This is a genomic window from Pseudomonas sp. 13B_3.2_Bac1, from assembly GCF_025466205.1.
GTDB classification, from domain to species: domain Bacteria; phylum Pseudomonadota; class Gammaproteobacteria; order Pseudomonadales; family Pseudomonadaceae; genus Aquipseudomonas; species Aquipseudomonas fluorescens_H.
The window spans coordinates 1-26,131 of sequence record NZ_JANLOG010000076.1 but is presented as its reverse complement, the minus strand read 5'-3'; the positions used below and the strand labels follow the sequence as shown (position 1 = coordinate 26,131).

24 protein-coding genes are annotated in these 26,131 nt (G+C 59.2%); 16 read left to right on the top strand and 8 right to left on the bottom strand.

Annotation, left to right across the window (positions count from 1 at the left end; translation table 11 throughout):
* Positions 1–59 precede the first annotated feature (59 nt).
* Entirely contained in the window at positions 60–686 is a 627-nt protein-coding gene (locus tag NTD85_RS12240) for an acetyltransferase (protein WP_262142269.1), read from the bottom strand.
* Positions 683–1,279: a sugar transferase gene (locus NTD85_RS12235; protein ID WP_262142268.1), complete on the bottom strand. Its 597-nt coding sequence runs from the start codon at positions 1,277–1,279 to the stop codon at positions 683–685. Before NTD85_RS12235 ends, NTD85_RS12240 begins: the two co-directional genes overlap by 4 nt.
* A 734-nt stretch (positions 1,280–2,013) precedes the next feature.
* On the opposite strand from NTD85_RS12235, the gene NTD85_RS12230 reads away from it, so the two are divergent.
* The 7 genes from NTD85_RS12230 (at position 2,014) to fabF (ending at position 9,391) form a co-directional block, all read left to right on the top strand.
* Positions 2,014–2,478 (top strand): hypothetical protein, encoded by a 465-nt coding sequence (locus NTD85_RS12230; RefSeq protein WP_262142267.1) that lies wholly within the window; start codon positions 2,014–2,016, stop codon positions 2,476–2,478.
* A gap of 64 nt (positions 2,479–2,542) precedes the next feature.
* Complete coding sequence (locus NTD85_RS12225) at positions 2,543–3,520, top strand: UDP-glucose 4-epimerase family protein (protein WP_262142266.1); 978 nt, start codon at positions 2,543–2,545, stop codon at positions 3,518–3,520.
* Positions 3,520–4,536, top strand: coding sequence for an MraY family glycosyltransferase (locus NTD85_RS12220; protein ID WP_262142265.1), 1,017 nt, complete (start codon positions 3,520–3,522; stop codon positions 4,534–4,536). Before NTD85_RS12225 ends, NTD85_RS12220 begins: the two co-directional genes overlap by 1 nt.
* A 121-nt stretch (positions 4,537–4,657) precedes the next feature.
* Positions 4,658–6,646 carry a polysaccharide biosynthesis protein gene (locus tag NTD85_RS12215; RefSeq protein ID WP_262142264.1) on the top strand — a complete coding sequence of 663 codons (1,989 nt, stop codon included), beginning with the start codon at positions 4,658–4,660 and terminating at the stop codon, positions 6,644–6,646.
* A gap of 110 nt (positions 6,647–6,756) precedes the next feature.
* Positions 6,757–7,092 (top strand): ComEA family DNA-binding protein, encoded by a 336-nt coding sequence (locus NTD85_RS12210; protein ID WP_262142263.1) that lies wholly within the window; start codon positions 6,757–6,759, stop codon positions 7,090–7,092.
* Between the two features lie 209 nt (positions 7,093–7,301).
* Positions 7,302–8,099, top strand: coding sequence for an SDR family NAD(P)-dependent oxidoreductase (locus NTD85_RS12205; RefSeq protein WP_262142262.1), 798 nt, complete (start codon positions 7,302–7,304; stop codon positions 8,097–8,099).
* Positions 8,100–8,116: 17 nt separating this feature from the next.
* Positions 8,117–9,391, top strand: coding sequence for a beta-ketoacyl-ACP synthase II (fabF, locus tag NTD85_RS12200; RefSeq protein ID WP_262142261.1), 1,275 nt, complete (start codon positions 8,117–8,119; stop codon positions 9,389–9,391).
* Here fabF and NTD85_RS12195 read toward each other — a convergent pair.
* The 3 genes from NTD85_RS12195 to eat all read right to left on the bottom strand — a co-directional run bounded on the left by NTD85_RS12195 (position 9,388) and on the right by eat (position 11,758).
* A complete protein-coding gene (locus NTD85_RS12195; protein WP_045122570.1) occupies positions 9,388–9,945 on the bottom strand; it encodes a TetR/AcrR family transcriptional regulator in 558 nt (185 codons plus the stop codon). The genes fabF and NTD85_RS12195 overlap by 4 nt on opposite strands.
* Positions 9,946–10,081: 136 nt before the next feature.
* Positions 10,082–10,249, bottom strand: a complete 168-nt coding sequence (locus NTD85_RS12190) for a DUF2897 family protein (RefSeq protein WP_003226857.1) — start codon at positions 10,247–10,249, stop codon at positions 10,082–10,084.
* Positions 10,250–10,393: 144 nt separating this feature from the next.
* Positions 10,394–11,758, bottom strand: coding sequence for an ethanolamine permease (gene eat, locus NTD85_RS12185; RefSeq protein WP_003226855.1), 1,365 nt, complete (start codon positions 11,756–11,758; stop codon positions 10,394–10,396).
* Between the two features lie 426 nt (positions 11,759–12,184).
* Here eat and kdpF point away from each other — a divergent pair, with 426 nt between their 5' ends.
* The 6 genes from kdpF (at position 12,185) to NTD85_RS12155 (ending at position 20,345) form a co-directional block, all read left to right on the top strand.
* On the top strand, positions 12,185–12,274 hold the full coding sequence (kdpF, locus tag NTD85_RS12180) for a K(+)-transporting ATPase subunit F (protein ID WP_003226853.1): 90 nt from the start codon (positions 12,185–12,187) through the stop codon (positions 12,272–12,274).
* Between the two features lie 8 nt (positions 12,275–12,282).
* Positions 12,283–13,977 carry a potassium-transporting ATPase subunit KdpA gene (kdpA, locus tag NTD85_RS12175; protein WP_003226852.1) on the top strand — a complete coding sequence of 565 codons (1,695 nt, stop codon included), beginning with the start codon at positions 12,283–12,285 and terminating at the stop codon, positions 13,975–13,977.
* Positions 13,978–13,987: 10 nt separating this feature from the next.
* Positions 13,988–16,045, top strand: coding sequence for a potassium-transporting ATPase subunit KdpB (gene kdpB, locus NTD85_RS12170; protein ID WP_103484360.1), 2,058 nt, complete (start codon positions 13,988–13,990; stop codon positions 16,043–16,045).
* Positions 16,046–16,273: 228 nt separating this feature from the next.
* Complete coding sequence (kdpC, locus tag NTD85_RS12165) at positions 16,274–16,819, top strand: potassium-transporting ATPase subunit KdpC (RefSeq protein ID WP_262142260.1); 546 nt, start codon at positions 16,274–16,276, stop codon at positions 16,817–16,819.
* Positions 16,820–16,946: 127 nt separating this feature from the next.
* Positions 16,947–19,598, top strand: a complete 2,652-nt coding sequence (locus NTD85_RS12160) for a sensor histidine kinase (protein ID WP_226499707.1) — start codon at positions 16,947–16,949, stop codon at positions 19,596–19,598.
* A gap of 48 nt (positions 19,599–19,646) precedes the next feature.
* A complete protein-coding gene (locus tag NTD85_RS12155) occupies positions 19,647–20,345 on the top strand; it encodes a response regulator (RefSeq protein ID WP_262142259.1) in 699 nt (232 codons plus the stop codon).
* 141 nt (positions 20,346–20,486) lie between these two features.
* Here the strand turns inward: NTD85_RS12155 and NTD85_RS12150 are convergent, their stop codons facing one another.
* Positions 20,487–21,533, bottom strand: a complete 1,047-nt coding sequence (locus NTD85_RS12150) for a patatin-like phospholipase family protein (protein ID WP_003226842.1) — start codon at positions 21,531–21,533, stop codon at positions 20,487–20,489.
* A gap of 216 nt (positions 21,534–21,749) precedes the next feature.
* Between NTD85_RS12150 and NTD85_RS12145 the strand changes: the two genes are divergently transcribed.
* The 3 genes from NTD85_RS12145 (at position 21,750) to NTD85_RS12135 (ending at position 23,910) form a co-directional block, all read left to right on the top strand.
* Complete coding sequence (locus tag NTD85_RS12145) at positions 21,750–22,028, top strand: hypothetical protein (protein WP_007963692.1); 279 nt, start codon at positions 21,750–21,752, stop codon at positions 22,026–22,028.
* 79 nt (positions 22,029–22,107) lie between these two features.
* A complete protein-coding gene (locus NTD85_RS12140) occupies positions 22,108–22,872 on the top strand; it encodes a CHAD domain-containing protein (protein WP_262142258.1) in 765 nt (254 codons plus the stop codon).
* Positions 22,873–23,115: 243 nt separating this feature from the next.
* Entirely contained in the window at positions 23,116–23,910 is a 795-nt protein-coding gene (locus tag NTD85_RS12135) for an acyl-CoA thioesterase (RefSeq protein ID WP_003226833.1), read from the top strand.
* 1 nt (position 23,911) lies between these two features.
* On the opposite strand, the gene NTD85_RS12130 is transcribed toward NTD85_RS12135, so the two are convergent.
* The gene (locus tag NTD85_RS12130) at positions 23,912–24,277 is read right to left on the bottom strand and encodes an Mpo1-like protein (protein ID WP_003226831.1); all 366 of its coding nucleotides are present in this window, start codon (positions 24,275–24,277) and stop codon (positions 23,912–23,914) included.
* Between the two features lie 213 nt (positions 24,278–24,490).
* Positions 24,491–25,972, bottom strand: a complete 1,482-nt coding sequence (locus tag NTD85_RS12125; protein WP_003226828.1) for a methyl-accepting chemotaxis protein — start codon at positions 25,970–25,972, stop codon at positions 24,491–24,493.
* Positions 25,973–26,131: the final 159 nt, after the last annotated feature.

Genomic DNA, 26,131 nt, shown 5'->3' with positions numbered 1-26,131 from the left:
AAAAGAACCGTCGAAAATTCGAACGGCTAATCAGTCACATTTATCCGATGCCTGGGCATTCAGGACCTGACAATCGCTCGAGCGGGAACCCCTGCCACAGTGCTATTATCAGAAATATCGCAGACCACTGCGGCACCGGCACCAACCATCACGTTGGAACCTATCCTGAGCATCTGCCTGACGCTGGCACCGATACCTACCCAGCTTCCATCGCCTATGTTCACGGAGCCTGCCAAGCGGGCCCCGGGACTGATATGCACGCACAAACCAAGAGTGCAGTCATGATCCACGCTGCATCCCGTGTTCAGAATCGCCCCTTCACCGACTGTCGCATAGGCATTGACCACTGCCAGTGCAAACACCACGGTTCCAGCCCCAATCTTAGCGTATGGGCTTATGATCGAAGAGGGGTGGACTAGCGAAGGAATTTGCGCATCTGCAGCCTTCAGTTCGTCAATTTTACTGCGGCGGACACTGTTGTTGCCAATAGCTACCAGGACACCGTCGAACTCTTGCACGCGGTGGAGCAAGTCCTGGGTTGTTCCAACTACCGGCCACAGCCCGATGGATGAAACCTGAGGCCATGCATCATCAAAGAACTCGATGCCTCGCCATCCACAACATTCAGCCGTGTCGGCGACAACCTTTCCGTGACCACTCGCACCGAGAATTGCCAATCTCTTCATCTTTTGGACCCGGTGAACTTGGTCATAGTGACTTCACCTTGAGCACTGATCCCATCCCTGACCAAAACTTTTTTGACAGTGAGAAGGATAATCTTAATGTCGAGCCAAAGGGACTGATTATCTACATACCATACATCCAGTTTGAACTTTTCCTCCCAGGACAGTGCGTTGCGACCATTTATTTGAGCCCACCCAGTGACGCCTGGGCGTACATCATGCCTGCGAACCTGTAATGTATCGTACAGAGGCAAGTACTCCATCAGCAGTGGACGAGGCCCAACCAGACTCATATCCCCCTTTATGACGTTCCACAACTCAGGCAACTCATCCAGGCTGCTGGATCGAAGAAAACTGCCAAAACCCGTCATTCGCTCCGAGTCGGGCAAGGGGTTACCGTTGGCGTCCAACGCGTCCCGCATCGTGCGAAACTTGACCATTTCAAAGGGTTTACCACCTAGGCCTGGCCTGACCTGTCGAAACAAAATCGGTGATCCCAATCGCTTGCGAATCAAGTATGCGACTATTACGATCACGGGAGACAAGACAATCAACCCGGCCATGGAGGCCACAATATCGAATAAGCGTTTTGACATCGGAGATCCTTGAAAAATATTATCGTTGGAGAAAAAGGCGTTTGAATCATTTCATCAAACGCTTGAAATGCTCGCCAGAGAGATCAAAACCGATTTGAAATGACAGTTCTTTTCGATAGAACTCAGCCCCATTGTCAGCTAGGGTGCTGCGTCCCTCAATCGAGACATCCAGCAACGCCAGGATTGCACCCGCAGGTGCCTACAGATCATCCGGCTTGCTACAACGCCACCACCAGCCTCGCGCACCGGATCTACGGCATCTCCGCCTACAGTCATCAAAATCGGCTTCCTGCCTGCAATATATGCCTAGGTTCCGAGGGAATGGTGTTGATGAACACACAAACCGAAGCAATAACTTGATCGTTGCCAAGCTGCTGGCGGATCAGGCTCAGCGGCTCAGGTCTGCACATCGCCAGCCGGCAGGCGACGAATTTCGCTGCATATGATGCCACACTGAGGCGTTTTTTTGCCCCTCCGTTTAGCTGCCACACGTTTTCCACCCCATGCGACTTTGCTACCATCCAGGCTCATGGGCCATTGTTGCCTTCCCAAGCTCACGAGAAAATGCCAAAACCGAAACGTCCCCCCCGGTCACGGTTCGATAGACTGCAATACGCGCGGATTCCTGGAAAACTTCCTAAATTTTAAATCGTTGGTGGAACAAATGAAATTCGAACACTTGCAGAGTCAGCGGCAGAACCATGGACCTATACATATGGGTGGAGCCCAGGGATGTGCGACTGGCCGTCAATACCATGCTTGAGCCAGTGTGTGAAAGTGTGCCTACTCGCGATAGGGCTGTGACTCGTGGGCTCGGTGGTTTCTCGCTGTACGAACGCGCGCCTTGGCTTGAACGGAATCAGAGAAATGACCCTGTGGTTAGTCCGGAAGGCCAGTTAGCGCCGCATTTCAAGTCGTGGAAGGAGTTCATGGATCCGGTGAATGAGGATCAGGAGGATATGGTTATCGGCAGCCGCGGCGAAAGAAGTGACGAGCCTATTCCTGAGTCGCGTAAGGGTTTTTTATTTTTTGTTAAAGTTATGCTTGGCAAAGGTGTTGAACAATTTTTTTCGAAATCCGCCGAAATTGTAAATAAGGGCTGCAATATATTTCTTGTGATTGTTGAGCCATTCAAATTGTTCGGAGACTATGTTCTCGGGCTTGTTACAGATGTGAACGTTCGCAAAAACATAAAATAGTTTGTAATTTCGATGATTCTAAAAAATACATCGCTCTCGAGTACGCGGGGTTTTCAGATTGACTATGGATATAGAGCACGCACCTCTGCGAGTCTTGGTCACTGGGGCAACCGGCTTTGTTGGATCTGCATTGGTCAGAGCTTTGGAAAACCAACCGGGTTATTTGCCAATTTCCGTCGTGCGTTCAAAAGTTAAATCGCCTGTAGCAAACACCCAAACATTCTGCATCCCCGATATCTCATCATCAACCGAATGGGAGGGGTGTCTAAAGGGCGTAGCGGTTATTGTTCACGCTGCTGCACGGGTGCATGTGATGAAAGAAGTCGTCGCGGATGCGTTATCAGAATTTCGCAGAGTCAATGTCGAGGGCACAGTCAATCTTGCCCGGCAAGCTGCGCAAGCCGGGGTTAAACGTTTTGTTTTTATCAGTTCAATTAAAGTGAATGGCGAGGAGACGGAGCCTGGTCGCCCGTTCACTGCTGACGATATTCCGACGCCATCCGACCCCTACGGGATTTCCAAGAAGGAGGCGGAAGAGGCGTTACTGGCTCTTTCCGGCGAAACGGGTATGGAGGTTGTTATTATTCGCCCCACCTTGATTTATGGTCCGAGCGTCAAGGCAAATTTTCGGAAAATGATGACGTGGCTCAAAAAAGGCGTACCTCTGCCTTTCGGCGCTATTAATAATAGACGTAGCTTGGTTTCACTCGAAAATCTGGTCAGTTTAATTTTGGTTTGCGTTACGCATCATAACGCCGCCGGTCAGATATTTTTAGTTAGCGATGGCGTTGACCTTTCTACGACTGAGTTGCTGAATCGCACCGCCGAGGCCCTAGGCGTCAAAAGTCGTTTGGTTCCCGTGCCTGAACAAATGTTGATTTTCTTCGCAGTTGCTTTAGGACGCCGCGCATTGTCTCAGCGGTTGTGCAAATCTCTGCAGGTTGATATCAGTAAAACCCAAACGTTATTGGGTTGGAATTCGCCCGTTTCGGTACAAGATGCGTTGAATAGAACGGCTAAAGATTTTTTGGAATATCGTTGATGACGAACTTGTATTGGATTTTATCGTTGGCGCTTGCTGGTGCACTCACTGGGACAGCTTTATTGCGTCGATATGCGCTTTCCAATAATCTGATAGATATTCCTAATGCGAGAAGTTCTCATGAGCTACCTACCCCCACGGGTGGAGGTGTGGCCATTGCTGTCTCATTTGTATTGAGCGCGCTTTTGCTTGCACTGACCGGGCTGATTCAATGGTCCGTGATAGGGGCGATCGCCGTGTCTGGGGGGGGAGTTACTGTCATCGGTTTGCTCGACGATTATGCCCATACTCCAGCCCGCTGGCGGTTATTTTGGCATTTTGTCTCTGCGATCACGGGATTGGTTATTATCGGCGGATTGGCGCCGATTCAAGTATTCGGGATGTCGTTGAATTTAGCTTGGGCTGGTTACGTGTTCGGAAGTTTTTATCTTGTCTGGTTGTTAAATCTTTATAACTTCATGGACGGAATAGATGGATTGGCAAGTATGGAAGCCATATTTGCTTGCCTGGGCGGGGCGCTACTCTATTTTGTTTCCGGACACATCGAATTTGTGTGGGGTCCCATAGTGCTGGCCTTGGCAGTGGCTGGTTTTCTATATTGGAATTTCCCCCCGGCGCGCATTTTTATGGGTGATGCGGGTAGCGGGTTCCTGGGAATTACGCTGGGTCTCTTGTCGTTGCAAGCAGCGTGGGTCAACCCTGCATTATTATGGGGGTGGCTCATCCTGTTGGGCGTATTCATCGTCGATGCGACCTGTACCCTCGTTGTCCGACTGGTCAGGGGTGACAAGGTGTACGAGGCTCATCGCAACCATGCCTATCAATATGCATCACGTCAGTTTGGTGGGCATCTGCCCATCACGTTGTCCGTTACCGGCATCAACCTGATCTGGCTGTTGCCGATTGCCACTTTGGTGGCCCTTGGCAGTTTAGAGGGGGGTGTCGGTTTGTTGATAGCCTACGTACCGTTGATTCTTTTGGCCTTGCGGTTCAAAGCAGGTCAACGCGAAGGCTAGTTCGGTGCTTCTTCCAAGTGCAATTTTCAAGGTGCACAGGGGCAAAGAGCCTCGAAGTCAATTGAGATAAACCCTCTTGAGCTTTAAGCTTGTCGCTTGATTTTTTGAAAAGGATATTGAAATGCTTCGCCAATGGCTACTCCAGCTTCCTCGGCGGCAAAAAAGGCTGATGCAGGTTGGGACCGATGTAGTGTTGGTCTGGATTGCGCTTTGGATGGCCTTTGTCGTTCGTCTTGGAATTGACGATATGATAAACCCGCTGAGAGATCACACGTGGTTGTTCCTGTGTGCTCCTGTCATCGCGATTCCGCTCTTCATTCGTTTCGGTCTGTACCGCGCGGTTCTACGTTACTTCGGTAACGATGCGCTGATCGAAATTGTAAAGGCCGTGAGCCTGTCAGCGCTCATACTCGGCCTTGTGGTCTATTGGTATAGCAATCATGAGCAAGTTGTACCCCGCTCAATTGTTTTCAATTATTGGTGGCTCAGTCTGCTCACGATTGGTGGTCTGCGGCTGGCGATGCGTCAATATTTCCTCGGTGACTGGTTTACCGCTGCTCAGCACGTACCGTTCACTAACCGAGACAATGGTTTGCCCAAGGTTGCCATTTATGGCGCCGGGGCGGCGGGCAACCAGCTCGTTGCTGCGCTGCGCATGGGGCGAGCCATGCGTCCGGTCGCCTTTATCGATGACGACAGCAGTATTGCCGACAGGGTTATTTCGGGATTACAGGTTTACAAGCCCAAGCATATCCAGCGGATGATCGAGGCGACTGGCGCTCAGGAAATCCTTCTGGCCATACCCTCGACCAATCGTGGAAGACGTCGTGAAATTCTGGGGTACCTGGAAGGTTTTCCTTTGCATGTGCGAAGTGTTCCCGGTTTCATGGATCTGGCGAGCGGTCGTGTGAAAGTCGATGACATTCAAGAGGTCGACATCGGCGACCTGCTTGGCCGTGATGCCGTACCCGCACAGGGCGATCTGCTTGAACACTGCATAAAGTCACAAGTGGTTCTGGTGACCGGCGCCGGTGGTTCGATCGGCTCTGAACTGTGCCGGCAAATCCTTGCTTTGCGGCCCACCACTCTCCTGTTGTTTGAACACAGTGAGTTCAACCTTTACAGCATCATGTCGGAATTGGAGCAGCGGATCGTGCGCGAATCGTTGCCTGTAAAGTTGCTCTCTATCCTTGGCTCTGTGCGCAACCAGGACAAACTGCTGGACGTAATGAGGACGTGGCGAGTCGACACGGTGTATCACGCCGCGGCCTATAAACACGTTCCGATGGTTGAACACAATATTGCCGAAGGCGTACTCAATAATGTCATCGGTACGCTGAACACCGCGCAAGCCGCGTTGCAAGCCGGCGTTGCCAACTTCGTACTCATTTCCACGGACAAGGCAGTCAGGCCAACCAACGTGATGGGTAGTACAAAGCGTTTGGCTGAAATGACGCTCCAGGCTCTGAGCCGCGAGCTGGCCCCTGTTTTGTTTGGTGATACGTCGAATGTGTCCCGTGTCAATAAAACCCGTTTCACGATGGTGCGTTTCGGGAACGTGCTGGGATCTTCCGGGTCGGTTATTCCGTTGTTCCATAAACAGATCCAATTAGGTGGGCCCCTTTCGGTCACTCATCCGAAGATCACCCGCTATTTCATGACTATCCCTGAGGCCGCCCAGTTGGTGATTCAGGCAGGTTCAATGGGGCAGGGCGGTGATGTTTTTGTTCTGGATATGGGTGAGCCGGTGAAGATTGTCGAGCTGGCAGAAAAGATGATTCACCTTTCTGGTCTGAGTGTGCGATCGGAAAAGAATCCACATGGTGATATCGCCATTGAATTCACGGGGCTTCGTCCTGGTGAAAAACTTTACGAAGAGTTGCTGATTGGCGATAACGTTGCGGCGACTCTGCACCCGATGATCATGACTGCCAGCGAGGATTACCTTTCCTGGGATGTGCTCAAGGCAAAGCTGGTTGAGTTGTTGGCGGCAGTTGAGCAGGACGACTACGCGCGCGTCCGCCAACTTCTGCGCGAAACCGTTAGCGGTTACAGCCCTGATAGCGAAATCGTCGACTGGATCTATCAGCAACGCCGTCTCGAACCCTGATTGTTTCACATCCTGTAATAGACGCATTTTTGACACCCGCCAACCATCGCCTAAGTTTGAAGAGCAGCTTCGGAAAAGCTGCTTTCTCAAACGATGATGGAGCGTCATTTATGCGTAACGGTTTTTTCTACTCCCTGGTTTTCGCCTTCCTCACAAGTGCTTCGATCGCTGCGATTGCGGCACCTGTTGCGGCCCCTCAGGTGGAAAAGGCGACGATGGTGACGGAGGCGGTAACGGTATCTGTAGGTGAAAAGGTCGATCTCAACGGCGCCGACGCAGCAACTCTGCAAAAACAGTTGTCCGGAGTAGGCGAGGCGAAAGCCAAAGCGATTGTTGCGTATCGTGATACTAATGGGCCATTCGCCTCGGTGGATGAGTTGCTGGAAGTGAAGGGCATCGGCAAGGCGATCCTGGATCGCAATCGCGACAAGCTGGAAGTGAACTAAGCTGATAATTCAACGCCAAGGGGCCGGTCATTGACCGGCCTTTCTGTTTTCTGATGTCAGAGATTCGCCAAAGGGAGCTGCGTTGCGTTTGTCGGTGGGCTGAAAATTATGGGTATCATATAGCTGTGAGATTATGCCTATAATAATTTCCGCCGCCTTCATGCAAACAACGCTGAGGGCCAATCCCAAAGTATTTCAGGAGCGCTCTCATGAGTTCAGTCCAGTCTCAAGGTACGGCCGTCGTCACCGGGGCATCATCAGGTATCGGTGCCATCTACGCGCAGCGGCTGGCAGCACGTGGTTTTGATTTGCTGTTGGTCGCCCGCGATCAGCAGCGTCTGGAAAACGCCGCGAACCAGTTGCGCGAGACACAAGGTGTCCAGGTCGAAGTGCTCAAAGCCGACCTGACGCAAAAGGATGATGTCCTCAAACTCCAGCAACGCCTGCGCAGTGATTCGAGCATCAGCCTGTTAGTGAATAACGCCGGGGTTGCAGCCGATGGCTTGCTGGCCAATTCCGACGCCGAGCAACTGGAGCGTCTGATCCAGTTGAACGTCACCGCCGTTACGTTGCTGGCCTCGGCAGCAGCCGCCAGTTTCGCCAAGGCTGGACGCGGCACGATCATCAACATCGCGTCGGTGGTGGCGCTGTTTCCTGAACGCTTCAACGCGACCTACAGCGCCAGCAAAGCCTACGTGTTGAGCCTGACTCAATCGCTCAACGCCGAACTCGAAGGTACTGGCGTCAAGGTGCAAGCGGTGTTGCCCGGTGTTACCCGTACTGAAATCTGGGAGCGCTCGGGCATCGACGCCAGTGGTATTCCGGCGGAGATGGTGATGGAGGCCGGTGAGATGGTGGATGCGGCGCTGGCCGGTCTGGATCAGGGTGAGTTGATCACCATCCCGTCGCTGCCTGACGAAGGTGAATGGCAGGCATTCGTGCGTGCACGGCATGTCATGGCGCCGAATCTGTCGCGCAGCTCGGCGGCGCAACGCTACAAAAATTGATCAGAGGTAACTGCGGTATGAGTCAGCGTCGAATTGTTGTCACCGGTATGGGCCTGGTTTCTCCTTTGGGCAGTAACGTCGAGGTTGTCTGGCAGCGCTTGCTGGACGGGCGCTCCGGCTTGCGCAATTTGCCGGACGCGGTGAGTGCAGATCTGCCGACCCGGGTCGCCGGGATGGTGCCAACGGCGGCAGAGGACGTCGAGGCCGGTTTCGATCCGGACCTTGCCACGCCACCCAAAGAGCAGAAGAAGATGGACCGCTTCATCCTGTTCGCCATGGAAGCGGCGCGCCAGGCGTTGGCGCAGGCCGAATGGCAGCCGTCCGAGGCCAGGGATCAGGAGCGCACCGCAACGATCATCGGCTCCGGTGTTGGCGGGTTCGGTGCAATAGCCGACGCTGTACGCACCACCGACAGTCGTGGCCCGCGTCGTCTGTCGCCGTTCACCATCCCATCGTTTCTGGTCAATCTGGCGGCCGGACACGTATCGATCCAGCATGCTTTGAAAGGCCCGTTGGGTGCACCGGTGACTGCTTGTGCTGCCGGCGTCCAGGCGATCGGCGATGCTGCGCGGATGATTCGCGCCGGTGAAGCGGATATCGCGGTTTGCGGTGGAGCGGAAGCCTGCATCGATCGGGTCAGCCTGGCCGGTTTTGCCGCGGCGCGAGCGTTGTCCAGCGGCTATAACGACACTCCCGAGCGCGCTTCCCGGCCCTTTGACAGCGGTCGCGATGGCTTTGTGATGGGGGAGGGCGCGGGTTTGCTGGTGATCGAGTCGCTTGAGCATGCGCTGGCACGTGGTGCACAGCCATTGGCCGAGTTGGTGGGTTATGGCACCAGTGCCGACGCCTATCATCTGACCGCCGGTCCGGAGGACGGCAGTGGTGCACAACGGGCGATGCAGTTGGCGCTGGCTCAGGCTGGTATCGCGCCGGATCAGGTGCAACATCTCAACGCACATGCCACCTCCACCCCGGTCGGCGATCTGGGTGAGTTGGCGGCGATCAAAAGTGTGTTTGGCGAGCAGAACAAAATCGCCGTCACTTCCACCAAGTCCGCTACCGGACATTTGCTCGGCGCGGCCGGCGGGCTGGAGGCGATCTTCACGTTACTGGCCATCCGCGATCAGGTGGTGCCGCCGACGCTCAATCTGGAAAACCCTGACCCGGCAAGTGCTGGTGTGGACATCGTTCACGGCCAGGCGCGGTCGATGCCGATTGAATATGCGTTGTCCAACGGCTTCGGTTTTGGCGGGGTGAATGCCAGCGTGCTGTTCAAGCGCTGGGAAGGCTAGTCCTGATCTTTCTTCAGGGTGTCACGTGTGACGTCGAGAATCCGTTGGGCCAACTGCGGATTTTCGACGCTGCGTGCGAGCACCAGTGCACCAACCAGTGTGGCCATGATGACAATGCTGCGATCAGCGGCGGATGGGCCTTCCAGCGTGTTTTGCACTTGTTCCAGTCGACTGTTGAGCACCGCGTCGGTGGTCGGGCTGGGCTGACCGCGCAGACCCATTTCCGAGGACATGGTCGGCAAAGGGCAGCCTTCGTGCGCAGAGCTGTAGTGCCATTCGGAGAGGTAACTGTCGATGAACGCCTCCAGCGGGCGTTCCTCGGAGAACAGCATGGCGCAATGCGCGTCCAGCTGCGCGCCAGCCTCCTGCAAGGCTTTTTCCACCAATTCGTCCTTAGACTTGAAATGCGAATAGAACCCGCCATGGGTCAGCCCGAGCGCTTTCATCAATGGTTGCAAACCGGTGGCGCCGATACCGTCCTGGCGAAAGCGTGCCGAGGCTTCCTTGATGATGCGCTGATGGGTCTGGGCTTTGTGATCCTGCGAGTAACGCATTTCGACTCTCCGCGACAAGGCCACCATCTTAACCACGGAAAATTAAATGGTGACTGTACTTCTACTTCTAAAAAGCGTGCGGATAAGTCCAAAGCCATAAAAAACAAACCCCGCCGATTCAGGCGGGGTTTTTCATTCAGCGATCCTGCGCGTCCTTGATGTCCGCTTCGGCGTTGCGCTGCGCAACGCGTTTGCGTTCTTCATCGGTCAGTTCAACCTTGTTGGCGGTGTCGCGCAACATCATCAATCCGCCAACGATCGAGCCGATTGCAACGACCAGAATCAACCAGGCATACCAGGGCATAACGGCTCTCCTTAAGGGCAGTTCGACGGGCGAGGATTTCGCCGTGCGACGCTGCATACCACTTTTGAGCGAAGTGAGTTCGCAGTGGTTCCATTCTAGGTCCGATATCCCCGGTGCACCTTAAATCCCTGTAGGAGGCATGGGTTATCGTCCCGTGAGCATCGCATCGGCCGGAGCGTCAGCTCGCAACTGCCCGGTGAGCAAGAAGTAGCCGAAGCCGACCGCCATGAAACCGAGGAAAATCAGCCCGATCAGTGCGTTGAACCAGGCCATGGCGATCAGGCACACCACTGCCAGCACCAGTGCGATCAGCGGGATCAGCGGATAGCACGGCGCACGGAAAGTACGCTCGAGATTCGGTTCGGATTTGCGCAGTTTGAACAGGCTGAGCATGCTCATGATGTACATCACGATCGCGCCGAACACCGCCATGGTGATCATCGCCGCAGTGAGGGTCATGCCGCCGAGATTAATCAAGCCGTCGCTGTAAATCGCGGCGATGCCGATGATGCCGCCGGCAATGATCGCGCGGTGCGGGGTCTGGAAGCGCGAGAGTTTCGCCAGCGACGCCGGCAGGTAACCGGCGCGGGCGAGGGCGAAGAACTGCCGCGAGTAGCCGAGGATGATCCCGTGGAAACTCGCCACCAGGCCGAACAGGCCGATCCACACCAGCATGTGCAGCCAGCCGGAGTTGTCGCCGACCACAGTCTTCATCGCCTGCGGCAATGGATCGTTGATGTTCGCCAGGGTGCGCCAGTCACCGACGCCGCCCGCGAAGAACATCACGCCCATTGCCAGCAACACCAGGGTCAGGATCCCGCTGATGTAGGCCTTGGGGATCGTGCGCTTGGGATCCTTGGCCTCTTCGGCGGCCATCGCCGCGCCTTCGATGGCGAGGAAAAACCAGATCGCAAACGGAATCGCGGCGAACATCCCGGCAATCGCCGGCACACCGAACACATCGGAACCGGCCCAGCCATTCAAAGCAAAGCTGCTGAAGCTGAACGCCGGTGCGACCACGCCCATGAACACCAGCAATTCGATCACCGCCAGCACGCAGACGATCAGCTCGAATGTCGCCGCCAGTTTCACACCAAGAATGTTCAAACCCATAAAGACGATATAGGCGCCGACCGCTGCGTGTTTCGGATCGAGCGCCGGAAACTGCACATTCAGATAAGCGCCAATCGCCAGGGCGATGGCCGGCGGCGCGAAGACGAATTCGATCAGCGTGGCCAGCCCGGCAATCAGTCCGCCTTTTTCACCGAAGGCTCGGCGACTGTAGGCGAACGGCCCACCCGCATGGGGAATCGCAGTGGTCAGTTCGGTGAAGCTGAAAATGAAGCAGGTGTACATGGTCGCGACCATGAACGAGGTCACCAGAAAGCCCAGCGTACCGGCCACGCCCCAGCCGTAACTCCAGCCGAAATACTCGCCGGAAATCACCAGCCCGACGGCGATGCCCCACAGGTGCAAGGTGCCCAGTGTGGGTTTGAGTTGTGTGTTCATGCGCATGCTCCCTGAACGGTTTGGAAAGCTCGGGGGAGGGCGTGTGCAGTGGGCGTGCCAGTCCTGTGAATCAGGTCGCAATAGGCTGAAAGCTGTCGTTATCCAAGATGTTCATTACCGGATGGGCACATTTTCGTGCGCCAGTTGGGTGCGACGTCGTTAGTGCTGCCGTCTTCGCGGGCAAGCCCGCTCCCACAGGTTTGGCGTTGGAATCAAACTCTGCGGACCACGCAAAAAACTGTGGGAGCCGGGCTTGCTCGCGAAGGGGCCCGCCAACACGACGCAAAACCCACCTGTAACGAACGCATAAACCCACTCTTTACGCTTTCTTTATGCCCAGCCAACCCCCTCGGTCTCGCGCCTTTACAGCCTCCTTTCCGACAATGCCCCGACAAGCGGCAATACGCCGTAACACGGAGATCTTCCATGAGCGTTCTGGACGGGGTGTCCCTGCTGTTGGCAGCCGGGCTGTTCATTTATCTGTTGGTTGCGCTATTGCGCGCGGATCGGGGCTAGGAGCGGCTATGCACAGTTATGACTATTGGCTGATCCTCGCGTTTTTTGCGGTGGTGTTGTTGCCGGCGCCGTTCCTCGGGCGCTTTTACTACAAGGTGATGGAAGGTCAGCGCACCTGGCTGACGCCGATTCTGGGCCCGGTCGAACGTGGCTGTTATCGCATTTCCGGGGTTGATCCGCAGGCTGAACAGAGCTGGCAGAAGTACACGCTGGCCTTGCTGGCGTTCAACCTCGCCGGTTTCCTGCTGCTGTTTGCGATCCTGCTGTTCCAGGATCACCTGCCGCTGAACCCGCAAAACCTGCCGGGCCAGGAATGGACTCAGGCGTTCAATACGGCGGTCAGTTTCATGACCAACACCAACTGGCAGTCCTACAGCGGTGAAGCGACCCTCAGCTACCTGAGCCAGATGGTCGGCCTCACTGTGCAGAACTTCGTCAGCGCCGCTACCGGCCTCGCCGTGCTGGTTGCACTGTGCCGTGGCATCGGTCGCAAGTCGGCGAAGACCCTGGGCAACTTCTGGGTCGACATGACCCGCGCCACCCTCTATGGCCTGCTGCCGCTGTGCCTGCTGCTGGCGCTGTACCTGGTGTGGCAGGGCGTACCGCAGACCTTCGCGCAATATGTGAACGCGGTGACCATGCAGGGCGTTGATCAAGTGATCCCGCTCGGCCCGGCGGCCAGTCAGATTGCGATCAAGCAACTGGGTACCAACGGCGGTGGCTTCTTCGGTGTCAACTCGGCGCATCCGTTCGAGAACCCGACCGCGTGGAGCAACCTGTTCGAAGTCACTTCGATCATCCTGATCCCGGTGGCCCTGGTGTTCACCTTCGGTCACTACGTCAAGGATCTGCGTCAGAGCCGCGCGATCATCGCCTGCATGCTCGCACTGTTCCTGATCGGCGGCGCGACTTCGCTGTGGGCTGAATATCAGCCTAACCCTGCGCTGAACAACGTTGCTGTCGAGCAGACCGCGCCGCTGGAAGGCAAGGAAGCACGCTTCGGCACCACCGCCACTGTGCTGTGGTCGGTGACCACCACCGCGGCGTCGAACGGTTCGGTCAACGGCATGCACGACAGCCTCAACCCGCTCAGTGGCATGGTCGCGCTGGTCAACATGATGGTCGGCGAAGTGATCTTCGGCGGCGTCGGTGCCGGGCTCTACGGCATGTTGCTCAACGTGCTCATCGCGGTGTTCCTCGCCGGCCTGATGATTGGCCGCACCCCGGAATACCTCGGCAAGAAACTGCAGGCGCGGGAAGTGCAATTGCTGGTCGTCACCCTGCTGGTGATGCCGGTCGGCGTGCTGGTGCTCGGTGCGATTGCCGCCACTCTGCCTGGCCCGGCGGCGACCATCAGTAACCCCGGCCCGCACGGTTTCAGTCAGTTGCTCTATGCCTACACCTCGGCCAGCGCGAACAACGGTTCGGCCTTCGGTGGCCTGAGCGCCAACACGCCGTTCCACAACCTGATGCTCGGTCTGGGCATGTTGATCGGTCGCTTCGGTTACATCCTTCCGGTACTGGCTTTGGCCGGCAGCCTGGCGATGAAGAAAACCGCACCGATCGGCCAGAACAGCTTCCCGACCCATGGCCCGCTGTTCGTGACTCTGTTGACCGTGACCATTTTGCTGGTGGGCGGCCTGACGTTCTTGCCGACGCTGGCGCTGGGTCCGATTGCTGAACACCTGAGCATGGGTTTCTAAGGAATAGATCATGAATATGCCTGCAATCAAACCCGCTGCCGTCAAGGCACCGGAACAAGCGAAAACCGCGATTTCGGCACTGTGGCGTCCGGCGCTGCTGCAAGCCTTCGTCAAGCTCGACCCGCGCCAGCTGGTGCGTTCGCCGGTGATGCTGGTGGTCGAACTGACGGCGATCTTCACCACCGTGCTGTGCTTCATCCCGGACAACGTCGTGCCGACGTTCGTCGCCGCGCAGATTGCCCTGTGGCTGTGGTTCACCGTGCTGTTCGCCAACTTCGCCGAAGCCTTGGCCGAAGGTCGCGGCAAGGCCCGCGCCGACAGCCTCAAGGCGGGCAGCGAAGGCCTCAGCGCACGACGCAAAATGGCCAATGGCAGCTTCCAGGTGGTGCCCGCCGCCAACCTGCGCAAAGGCGACGTGGTGCGCGTCGAAGCGGGGGAGATGATCCCCGGTGACGGCGAAGTCATCGAAGGCATCGCCGCGGTCAACGAAGCGGCGATCACCGGTGAATCGGCGCCGGTGATTCGCGAGTCCGGCGGCGACCGCTCGGCGGTCACCGGCAACACGCGCCTGGTGTCCGATTGGCTGCTGGTGAAGATCACCGCCAACCCTGGTGAATCGACCCTTGATCGTATGATCGCGCTGGTCGAAGGCGCCAAACGCCAGAAGACCCCGAACGAAATCGCGCTGGATATCCTGCTGATCGGCCTGACCCTGATCTTCCTGCTGGTGGTCGTGACCCTGCAACCGTTCGCCCACTTCGCCAACGGCAGCCTGCCGCTGGTGTTTCTGGTGGCGCTGTTGGTCACGCTGATTCCGACCACCATCGGTGGCCTGTTGTCGGCGATCGGTATCGCCGGGATGGATCGACTGGTACGGCTGAACGTGATTGCCAAATCCGGGCGTGCAGTGGAAGCGGCCGGTGACGTGCACGTGCTGCTGCTGGACAAGACTGGCACCATCACCTTCGGTAACCGCCGTTGCAGCGCGGTGTATGCCGCGCCGGGCGTGAGTGGTCGCGAGTTGGCCGAAGGCGCGTTGTTCGCCTCGCTGGCGGACGAAACCGCCGAAGGCAAATCCATCGTCGAATACCTGCGCGGTCTGCACCCGCAAACCGAGCCGGCGCTGGATAGCCTGACAGCGGTGCCGTTCAGCGCGGAAACCCGCTTGTCCGGTATCGACTATCAGGGCCGCGTGTACCGCAAGGGCGCAGTCGATTCGCTGCTGGCGTTCCTCGGTCAACAACGCTCCGATCTGGCCCCGGCGCTGTCGCGGGAAATCGACAAGATCGCGCAGAGCGGCGGTACGCCGTTGCTGGTTTGCGCCGACGGCAAACTGCTCGGTGCGATCCACCTCAAGGACGTGGTCAAGCCAGGCATTCGTGAGCGTTTCGCCGAGCTGCGCAAACTGGGGATTCGCACGGTGATGGTCACCGGTGACAACCCGTTGACCGCGGCGGCCATTGCGGCAGAAGCGGGCGTCGATGACGTACTCGCCGAAGCCACCCCGGAGAAGAAACTCGCACGCATTCGTCATGAGCAGAACGACGGTCGTCTGGTGGCGATGTGTGGCGACGGCGCCAACGATGCTCCGGCGCTGGCCCAGGCTGACGTCGGCATGGCGATGAACGACGGCACGCAAGCCGCACGCGAAGCCGCAAACATGGTCGACCTCGACAGCGACCCGACCAAGCTGCTGGACGTGGTGCAGATCGGCAAGGAATTGCTGGTGACCCGTGGTGCGCTGACGACTTTCTCCATCGCCAACGACGTCGCCAAGTACTTCGCGATTCTGCCGGCGCTGTTCGCCGCGATCTACCCGCAACTGGGCGTGCTGAACATCATGCACTTGACCAGTCCGCAGAGCGCGATCCTTTCGGCCATCGTCTTCAACGCCCTGATCATCGTGGTGCTGATTCCACTGGCATTGCGTGGCGTGCGCGTACAGGCAGCGAGTGCCGCGGCACTGCTGCGGCGCAATCTGCTGATCTACGGACTGGGCGGGATTCTGGTGCCGTTCGTGGGGATCAAGGCGATCGACATGCTGCTCACGGCTTTGCATTTGGTTTGAGGTTGGAAGAGCCCCTCACCCTAACCCTCTCCCGGAGGGAGAGGGGACTGATCGAGGTGTTTGTAAGAGGCGTACCGACCTGGGATAGCGAGCCGAACTCAGGTCTGGAAAAGCGCAGAGATCGGCTCCCTTTCCCCTCGCCCCCTTGGGGGAGAGGGCTGGGGTGAGGGGGAAAAGATCTCCCTGGCACCCCGCAAAAGTTTGCCCAACGAATTCGAGGATTTTGCAATGTCCACAATGATACGTCCGGCCCTGAGCCTGCTGGTGCTGATGACCCTGATCACTGGCGTGGCCTACCCACTGGTGGTGACCGGCGTTGCGCAGGTCGCTTTCCCTGAACAGGCCAATGGCAGCCTGGTGCACGGCGCCGATGGCAAGGTGCGCGGCTCGTCCCTGATCGCTCAGGATTTCGTCGGTGATGCATGGTTCCATCCACGTCCTTCGGCGGGCGCGTTTGCAACCGTGTCGAGCAGCGCCAGCAACCTGGCGCCGAGCAATCCGGCACTCGCCACACGAGTGATCGACGACGCCAACAAGTTGCAGGTGCCCGGCCAGGGTCCGGTGCCATTGGCGCTGCTCACCACCTCCGGCAGCGGCCTCGATCCGCACTTGCCACCGGCGGCAATTGCCTATCAACTGGCGCGTGTCGCGCAAGCGCGCAACCTGCCGGTGTCGACCTTGCAGCAACTGCTCGATGCGCACATCGAACAGCCGCTGGTGGGGCCACCGGTGGTGAATGTGCTGGAGCTGAACATGGCGCTGGAAAAACTCTGAATCGGCGGTGCGGCCATTCGCGAGCAAGCTCGCTCCCACAAGAGCAACACTGAACCTGTGGGAGCGAGCTTGCTCGCGAAGAGGCCATAACTGGCAACACATCAACATCTGACTGAAGAGATCAAGCATGAGCGACGCCGGCCGCGCCGACGCACTGTTAGCAGAACTGCCCCGCGACGGCCGTGGCCGACTCAAGGTTTTCCTTGGCGCCGCCCCCGGTGTCGGCAAGACCTACGCCATGCTCCAGGCGGCGCACACGCAATTGCGTCAGGGCGTGAAAATCATTGCCGGCGTCGTCGAAACCCATGGCCGAGCGGAAACCGAAGCGCTGCTCGGTGGTTTGCCGCAGCAACCGCTGGTGCGCTCGGAATACCGTGGCGTGATGCTCGAAGAAATGGACCTCGACGGCTTGCTCGCGGCCAAACCGAAACTGGTGCTGGTGGACGAACTGGCGCACACCAACGCCCCCGGCAGTCGCCACGCCAAGCGCTGGCAGGACATTCAGGAACTGCTCGCCGCCGGAATCGACGTGTACACCACGGTCAACGTCCAGCACCTGGAAAGTCTCAACGATCAGGTGCGCGGGATCACCGGTGTGCAGGTGCGCGAAACCCTGCCGGACTGGGTGTTGCAGGAAGCCTACGAACTGCTGCTGATCGACCTGCCACCGCGTGAATTGCTGGAGCGTCTGCGCGAAGGCAAGGTCTACGTGCCGGAACAGGCGCGGGCGGCGATCGATGCGTTTTTCACCCAGACCAACCTCACCGCGTTGCGTGAACTGGCGATGCAGACTGCCGCCGCGCAGGTCGATAACGATCTCGCTCAAGGCTATCGCCAACTCGGTCAGGCGGCGCCGGCGGTGCGCGGGCGTTTGCTGGTCGGCGTCGATGGCGATGCGCATGCCGAACGCCTGGTGCGCCACGCCAGCCGGGTGGCCCAGCGTCGGCATCTGCCGTGGAGTCTGGTGCATGTCGACAACGGCACGGTGCGCGACGAGCAATCGCGCCTGCGCCTGCAAAATGCCCAGCAACTGGCCGAACGCCTCGGCGGCGAAGTGGTGTTGTTGCGCGCCGGCGAAGTGGCGAAAACCCTGATCCAGCATGCCGCCGAACGCCGGGCAAGTCTGGTGCTGGTCGGCCAGTCGCGGCCGAGTCTGCGCCGTCGCCTGTTCGGCGGTGGTCTGGCGGCGCGTTTGCTGCGTCAGGCCCACGGCCTGGAAATCAACGTGCTCGACAATGATCGCGAGCAGCCTGCGCCGCGCCTTCGCGTCACGCCGACGCTGGTGTGGTTCGATTACGCGCTGGCACTGGTCGCCACGGTATTGGCCAGTGCGCTGGCGTGGGCGGTGTCGAGTATTTTGCCGCTGCCGAACATCTCGCTGGTGTTCCTCGCAGCGGTGTTGCTGGTGGCGGTGCGCAGCAGCCTGGGGCCAGCGCTGGCGTGCGCGGCGCTGTCGTTTCTGACCTACGATTTCCTGTTCATTCCGCCGAATTTTTCCTTCGCCATCCAGCGCGAAGAAGACGTTCTGACCTTGCTGTTCTTCCTGCTGATGGCGGCGCTCACCGGTAATCTCGCCGCACGCCAGCGCCGCCAGTTACAGGCCCTGCGCGACACGCAGGAGGAGACCAGCGAACTGCTCGACCTGTCACGTAAACTGACTGCCGCGACGGATCGTCAGGCGGTGATCAGCGCTGCGGCGCAGCACCTCAATGGCTGGAGCGATTTGCAGTTGTGCCTGCTCAATCGGGACGGGCAGGGCGGCTGGAAAGTCGAGACCGGCGGGCCGCTGGAGTTCACCGAGGCGGAACGGGCTGCGGCCGATTGGGCCTGGCAGCACGATCAACCGGCCGGCATGGGCACCGGCACGCTGCCGTTCGGTCGCTGGTGGTGGTGGCCGCTGTCGGTGGAGGACGGGCCGCTGGCGCTGCTCGGGGTCTGCGCCAAAGAGGGCCAGACCTTGAGCGGCCAGCGCCGACGCCTGCTCACCGCGTTGAGTCAGCCACTGGCTCAGGCATTGTCCCGGGCGCAACTGGCCGATGATCTGGAAGCCGCGCGCCTGCACGGCGAAACCGAACAACTGCGCAGTGCGCTGCTGGCCTCGGTGTCCCACGATCTGCGTACACCGCTGACGTCCATGCGCGGCAGTATCGACAGCCTGTTGGCCCTCGGCGAAGCCATTCCGCTGGAGGATCGCCGCGAGTTGCTCGAAGGCACACGCGATGAAGCCGAACGCCTCGATCGCTATATCCAGAATCTGCTCGACATGACGCGCCTCGGCCACGGTGCGTTGAAGCTGGCGCGGGACTGGGTGTCGCCGGCAGACATCGTCGGCAGTTCGCTCAATCGCCTGCGTGCGGTGCTGGCGCCGCTGCAGGTCAGCACCGACGTGCCCGCCGAGCTGCCGCTGCTGTTCGTGCACGCGGCGCTGATCGAACAGGCGCTGGTCAATGTGCTGGAAAACGCTGCGCGGTTCTCGCCGGCCCATGGGCGTTTGCAACTGCGTGCCGGCGCCAGTGACGAAGAGATTTTCTTCTCGGTCAGCGACGAAGGCCCGGGGATTCCCGAGGACGAGCGGGCGAAGATTTTCGACATGTTCTACACCGCCGCGCGGGGTGATCGCGGAGGGCAGGGCACGGGGCTGGGGCTGGCGATCTGTCAGGGCATGGTCGGCGCGCATGGCGGGCGGATCAGCGTGGCCGACGGCATCGACGGCCGCGGCACCTGCATCACTCTGCACCTGCCGTTGCAGACGCAACCGGGGATGGACAATGAAGCCTGATCGCGACTGCGCTACTCTCTTGCCAATCTTTTGTGTCGATGTGAATTCATGAGCCAGACCGCGACCATTTTGGTCATTGATGACGAACCACAGATCCGTAAATTCCTGCGCATCAGCCTCGCCTCACAAGGCTATAAAGTGCTGGAGGCCGGCACCGGCGCCGAGGGCCTGGCCCAGGCGGCGTTGAACAAACCCGACCTGCTGGTGCTCGACCTCGGCTTGCCGGACATGGACGGCCAGCAGGTGCTGCGCGAGTTTCGCGAGTGGGCCACCGCGCCCGTGCTGGTGCTCTCGGTGCGCGCCAGTGAGGGGCAGAAAGTCCAGGCGCTGGATGGCGGCGCGAACGATTACGTGACCAAGCCGTTCGGCATTCAGGAATTTCTCGCCCGGGTCCGCGCGTTGTTGCGTCAGGCGCCTGCCGGCGAGGCCCAGCAAGCGGCGCTGACGTTCGGCCCGCTGACCGTGGATCTGGCTTATCGGCGGGTGCTGCTCGACGGTGTCGAAGTGGCGCTGACCCGCAAGGAATACGCGGTGCTGGCGCAACTGGCGCGGCATCCGGGCCGGGTGATCACCCAGCAGCAATTGCTCAAGGATATCTGGGGGCCGACGCATACCGAGGACAGTCATTACTTGCGGATTGTGGTTGGGCATTTGCGCCAGAAACTGGCGGATGATCCGACCCGGCCGCGGTTTATCGTGACTGAAGCGGGGGTGGGGTATCGGCTGTTGAGTGAGAGCAGCCTGTAGTTTTTGTGTTGCCTGGTCTGGCCCCTTCGCGGGCAAGCCCGCTCCCACAGTGGTCGGTGTGATACACAATTTTCAAAACACCCCAGAACCCTGTGGGAGCGGGCTTGCCCGCGAAGAGGCCCTGACAGGCAACCGAGAACTTCAAGGCTCTCTGCTCTGCTCACTTTCATACCGATCCAGCGTATCCCGCGCAATCTCCCGTCCCAGTGCGATCAACTCCGGCGCCTTGTAGAACTCGAAAAACCGGCACACGCGCTTCGGCACGTTGATCAGGATGTCCGGCGGATAGCCGGCGATCTTGTATTGCGCCAGCGAGGTCTGCATCACCTCGAAACTCTGGTTGATCAGGTCCAGCAGTGACGCCGGTCCGACGTTGTCGATGATGAACGAGCCGGTGGCGGATTTCGGCGCGCCTTCGCGTTCGGGAGCCGCTGCCGGTTGCTGGCTCTCCGGTTCGCTGCCTTCCAGCCACGGGTTGATCTCGCCCGCTTCGGCGCGCAGCGCTTCCTGCTCCAGTAACAACAACTGCTCGGCCTGTTTGCGGCGGAACGGCATTTTCGAACCCAGCGAACTGAGCAGGCTGTCGAAGCGCGAACGAAAGGCTGGCGGGCGCTGGATTACCGGCAATTTGTAATGCCGCTGGTTGGTCGCGTTGAGGTTGACCGCGATGATCAGATCACAGTGGCTGGAGACCACCGGCACGATCGGCAACGGGTTGAGAATGCCGCCATCCACCAGCATCCGGTTACCCTGCATCACCGGGGTGAACAGGCTGGGAATCGCCGCCGAGGCGCGCATTGCCTGATGCAGGCAGCCTTCCTGGAACCAGATTTCCTGCTGGTTGGTGAGGTCGGCGGCGACGGCGGTGTAGGGAATGCGCAGGTCTTCGATATTGATCTCGCCGACGATCTTGCGGATCTGCCCGAAGACTTTCTCACCGCGAATCGCCCCAAGGCGAAAGCTCACGTCCACCAGACGCAGCACATCCAGATAATCGAGCGTTTCGATCCAGGTGCGGTACTCGTCGAGTTTGCCCGCCGCATAGATCCCGCCGACCACTGCGCCCATCGAACAACCGGCAATGCAGGCAATGTCGTAACCGCGTCTTTCGATCTCCTCAATGACCCCGATATGGGCGTAGCCCCGGGCGCCTCCGGAGCCCAGCACCAGTGCTACACGCTTTTTCATCAAACTTCCTCCCCCGACAAGGCACCACAATGCACCCATCCATGGGCGGGCGACAATCGCCAGAGTCGTTCGGGGCGGCAGCAGAGTCGTTTTCCGATACTGTGTGACCCGTCGGGGTTATCTTTTCGTCACCGCAGATTCACCGGGCGCCAAGGCACTTTTTTCGCGCCGTAACGTCTTACCTGCACGACTGTTGACCTATTTGAGGAGTTAGTGATGAAAGCCTGGATCTGTGTGCCGTTGATCGCGCTGGCATTGGCCGGTTGCGCTGGCAAGACTGCTTATCGCGACAGCTGCGGCAGTCAGCTCGATGCGGCGTGGCATGAACTGGATCTGGCCAAGGCCGAAGGTTTCGCCGGCACGGTCAGTTACTCCAAGGCGCTGTCGTTGCTGACGGCGGCCAAGACCCAACAGCAATTCGAAGGTTTCGAGGGCTGCAGCAACAAAGCCGAGAAGGCGCGTTTCTATATTCGCGAATCCCGCGCCGGGCGCTAAGCTGCTGACTTGACGCAAGGATGCGCCTGCCTGCTCACGGCAGACTCAGCCTTCAGGCCATGTGAATCAGGAGCAAGCGATGTCTGCGTTGGTTGACCGGTTGGTGGCTCATGTCCTGAGTCTGGAAGTGCGTTTGCTGGCCTGTCAGGCGCGCCTGACTGCGCGTACCGACCCCGAGGCGCTGCACGACTTGCGCACCACGGTGCGCCGCTTGCGCAGCCTGTTGCGGCCCTTGCGTGGCTTGCCGGGTGTGGAACAGCTGGAGGGCGCCGCGTCGGCGGTCGGTCAGTTGACCACGCCGTGGCGCGATCGCGAGGTGCTGGCCGCCTACCTGCTCCAGCACGATCAACCGCAGGCCGCGCAGCGGCGCATGGCGCAGATGGCTGAAGCCTATCCGACGTTGGCAGCGAGCGCCGAAGTGGCTTCGCTGCTGATCATCCTCGATGCCTTCCCGCGATTTTTGCGTGCCTCCGAGCGCCAGGGGCTGCTCAAGGGCCTGGGCAAACGCATCGAAAAGCGCCTGCACAAACAGTGGAAAAAACTCGACGAGGCTTTGCACGATCCCGCCCACGATCGCCATCGTCTGCGCTTGCTGATCAAACGCGTGCGTTATGGCATCGAAGCCTATCCGGAACTCGATCGCCTGCCTGAACCGGCGCTGGCGCGGCTGAAGTCGGCGCAGGGCGCGCTGGGTGACTGGCACGATTGCTGGCAGTGGCTGGCGCGGGCCGAACTGGAAAGCGATCTGCAACCGTGCGTCGCGACGTGGCAGGCGGGCCTGATCAAGGCTGAAGCCAAGGCGGATCGGGTGCTCGACAAACTCAGTTCAGCCTGTTTCAAATAACCCCCGATATCGGCACATATCTCCTGTAGGAGTGAGCCTGCTCGCGATAGCGTTATATTCGTCAACATTGATGTCGACTGATACGAACTCATCGCGAGCAGGCTCACTCCTACAAGGGATCTGCGGTGCGGTTGATATTGAGTTAAGGCCTTTCTGTCAGTCCATTTGACCGGAATAGACGCTGCGGCGCCCTCTCATGCTGGTTAAGATCGCAGCATTCAATTTTCGCTTGCTGAGGTTGTCATGCGCTTTTCCGATCTGCTCGATGCGGTCCGTCGCGATCCAGAACTGACCATTCCCGCCGAGTGGGGCCAGGGTCGGGCCAGTTTTGGTGGCCTGGTCGCGGCGCTGCAATACGAAGCCATGCGCGCGAAAGTGCCGGCCGAGCGCCCGGTGCGTTCGCTGGCGATCACCTTTGTCGGCCCGGTCGAGCCGGAAGTACCGGTGAGTTTCGAAGTCGATGTGTTGCGCGAAGGCAAAGCAGTCAGCCAGGTGCTGGGGCGGGCCATGCAGAACGGTCAGGTGGTAACGATCGTGCAAGGCAGTTTCGGCGCTTCGCGGCCCTCGGAGGTGGCGGTTGAGGCCTATCCCGCTGCTGAAATGAAACACTGGGATGAATGCCAGGAGTTGCCCTATATCAAAGGCGTGACCCCGGAGTTCATGCGGCATCTGTCGATGCGCTGGAGTGTCGGCGGCATGCCGTTCACCGGCAATAAATCGCGGCAGATGGGCGGTTGGGTGCGTTTGCGTGGCGATGTGAAGGAAGAGCCGGTCAATGAGGCGCATCTGTTGGCACTGGTGGATGCGTGGCCACCGGCATTGTTGCCGTATCTGAAGAAGCCGGCACCGGGCAGCACGCTGACCTGGACCATTGAATTCGTTCAGCCATTACGCGACCTGAGCACCCTGGACTGGTGCAAATACCTGGCAGACATCGAATACGCCGCCGACGGTTACGGCCATGTCGCCGCCAAACTGTGGAGTGCGGACGGGGAGTTGATCGCCATGAGTCGTCAGACCGTAACGATTTTTGCCTGAATCAATGCCGACGGTGACGCTCCCGCCAGGCGCGCCACCAGCCACCGCTGAGCAAGAACCGCGGAAAGGTCAGGAACTGCTCGACCAGCAAGCGTGACACTGCATCCTGGCGGTCGCTGAACGGCTCGGAGGCTTGCGCCTCCAGGCTGTGGCCGTGGCGCTGCAAAGCCAGCGCCGCGACAATACCAATCACGCCGATGGCGACACTGGCCAGACTCAGGCTGAACACGCCAGAGACGATCAACAGAAACGCGACGATGAACAACGGTACGGCAATCAGGTGCAACACCAGATTGGTCGGGTGCTGGTGATTGTTCGGGTACGCGCGCCATTGCCACGCGGGAAGGTTGGGGTGACGTTTGCCCATGTTTGCTACTCCTCGATCCATGTTGAACACATGGTTGGAGAATAGGCCGGGGCGGGTGGGGCGGCGAATCAAGGTTGGCTATGGCGATGATAGGCGTCATCGCCGGATTCGATGTTGACCCGACTGACGCCTTCGCGAGCAAGCCCGCTCCCACAGTGGATTTGTGTACGCCACAGATTCCCTGTGGGAGCGAGCTTGCTCGCGAAGGCGTCGTCAGAGTTTCAACTGACCAATAGCCTTGTTGAGCTCCCCGGCCAACGTCGCCAACTCATTACTGGTGGTCGCCGAATCTACTGTCTGCTGCACGGTATTCTCGGTCACATCACGAATGCTCACCACCGCCCGATTCATCTCTTCAGCCACCTGACTCTGCTGTTCCGCCGCCACCGCAATCTGCGTGTTGCTCTCGCGCATCTGCGCCACGGCGCCAGTGATTTCCGCCAGCGCCTCGCCAGCCTCCTGCGCCTGCTGCACGCAGTCGTCGGCCTTGTACGAACTCTCCTGCATGAAGTCCACCGCATCGCGCGTGCCGGCCTGCAGTGCCGAGACCATGGTGGTGATTTCATCGGTGGAGGTCTGCACGCGCTTGGCGAGGTTGCGCACCTCATCGGCGACCACCGCAAAGCCACGGCCCATCTCGCCGGCGCGGGCCGCTTCGATGGCGGCGTTCAGCGCCAGCAGATTGGTTTGCTCGGCGATGCTGTGAATCACGCTGACCACACCGTTGATTTTCTGGCTGTCCTCGGCCAGACGCTGAATCATCTCGGCGGTTTGCTGCACGCCGCTGGAGAGTCCGGCAATCGACTGCTGCACACGGCTGACCACTTGCTGGCCGCTGCCGGCCAGACTGTCGGCGGTTTGCGACAGGTCGCGAGTGGCACCGGCGTGCTGCGCGATGTGATAAACCGTGGCGGTCATTTCGTTGATCGCGGTGGCGGCCTGATCGGTCTCGCTCTGTTGACCGAGCATGCCGTGGCGCACGTCGTTCATGCTCGCCGCCAGACGTGCGGCACCGACGTCCAGTTGCCGCGCGGTGTTGGCGACGGTGGTGACCACGCGCTGATAACCGGCCTGCATCGCGTTGAACGCATTGGCCATCTGCCCGACTTCGTCCTTGCAGGCCAGCGGCACGCGGGCCGAGAGGTCACCGCTTTTTTCGACATGCAGCATCACGTCTTTCAGCGTGTTGAGCTGGCTGAGCAGGAAACGGATCAGCAACTGTGAGGCGCAAAGCATGGCGAACATCAGGATGAACACCGCCACGGCGTAGTTGGCAAAACGCTCGCTGAACACTTGCGCCAGGCTTGGGCCATAGGCAATGACCGCGACTTGCTGGCCGTCGGCGCGACTGAACACTTCGGCACCCATCAGCGGGTTGTTGCCGAACAGCGGCAGGTGATTGATCTCGTTCCAGCCGTTGCTTTCGCTGATCTCCAGCACAGGTTGGTCGTTGAGGCGCGGCGCTTCACCGCGTTTGAACGTCAGCACCTGGTCAGCCTTGGGCAACGCCTGCCCGGCCGGCCAGGCCTTGAGCAATTGCGCCTGAGCCTGAGCAGACGCTTGTGAGGCTTGGCTGCGGGCTTGCTGCTCGAGTTGCACGGCGTACAGCACCAGCAGCAGGGTGGTGACGAAAGCGACCGCATTGACCGCCCAGAATTTGTATTTCAGCGAGATATTGCTAAGCCAGGCACCCATGGAGGTCTTCTCTGATAGCGGAAACAGTTTTGGCAAGGTGCCAGTATTGTGCCGCTATGCAGGTCTGAAGATCTTGATACAGGTCAACAGGTTCTACGCTGAGCCCCTTTGTGGGGGGGGGGGGGGGGGGGGGGGGGGGGGGGGGGGGGGGGGGGGGGG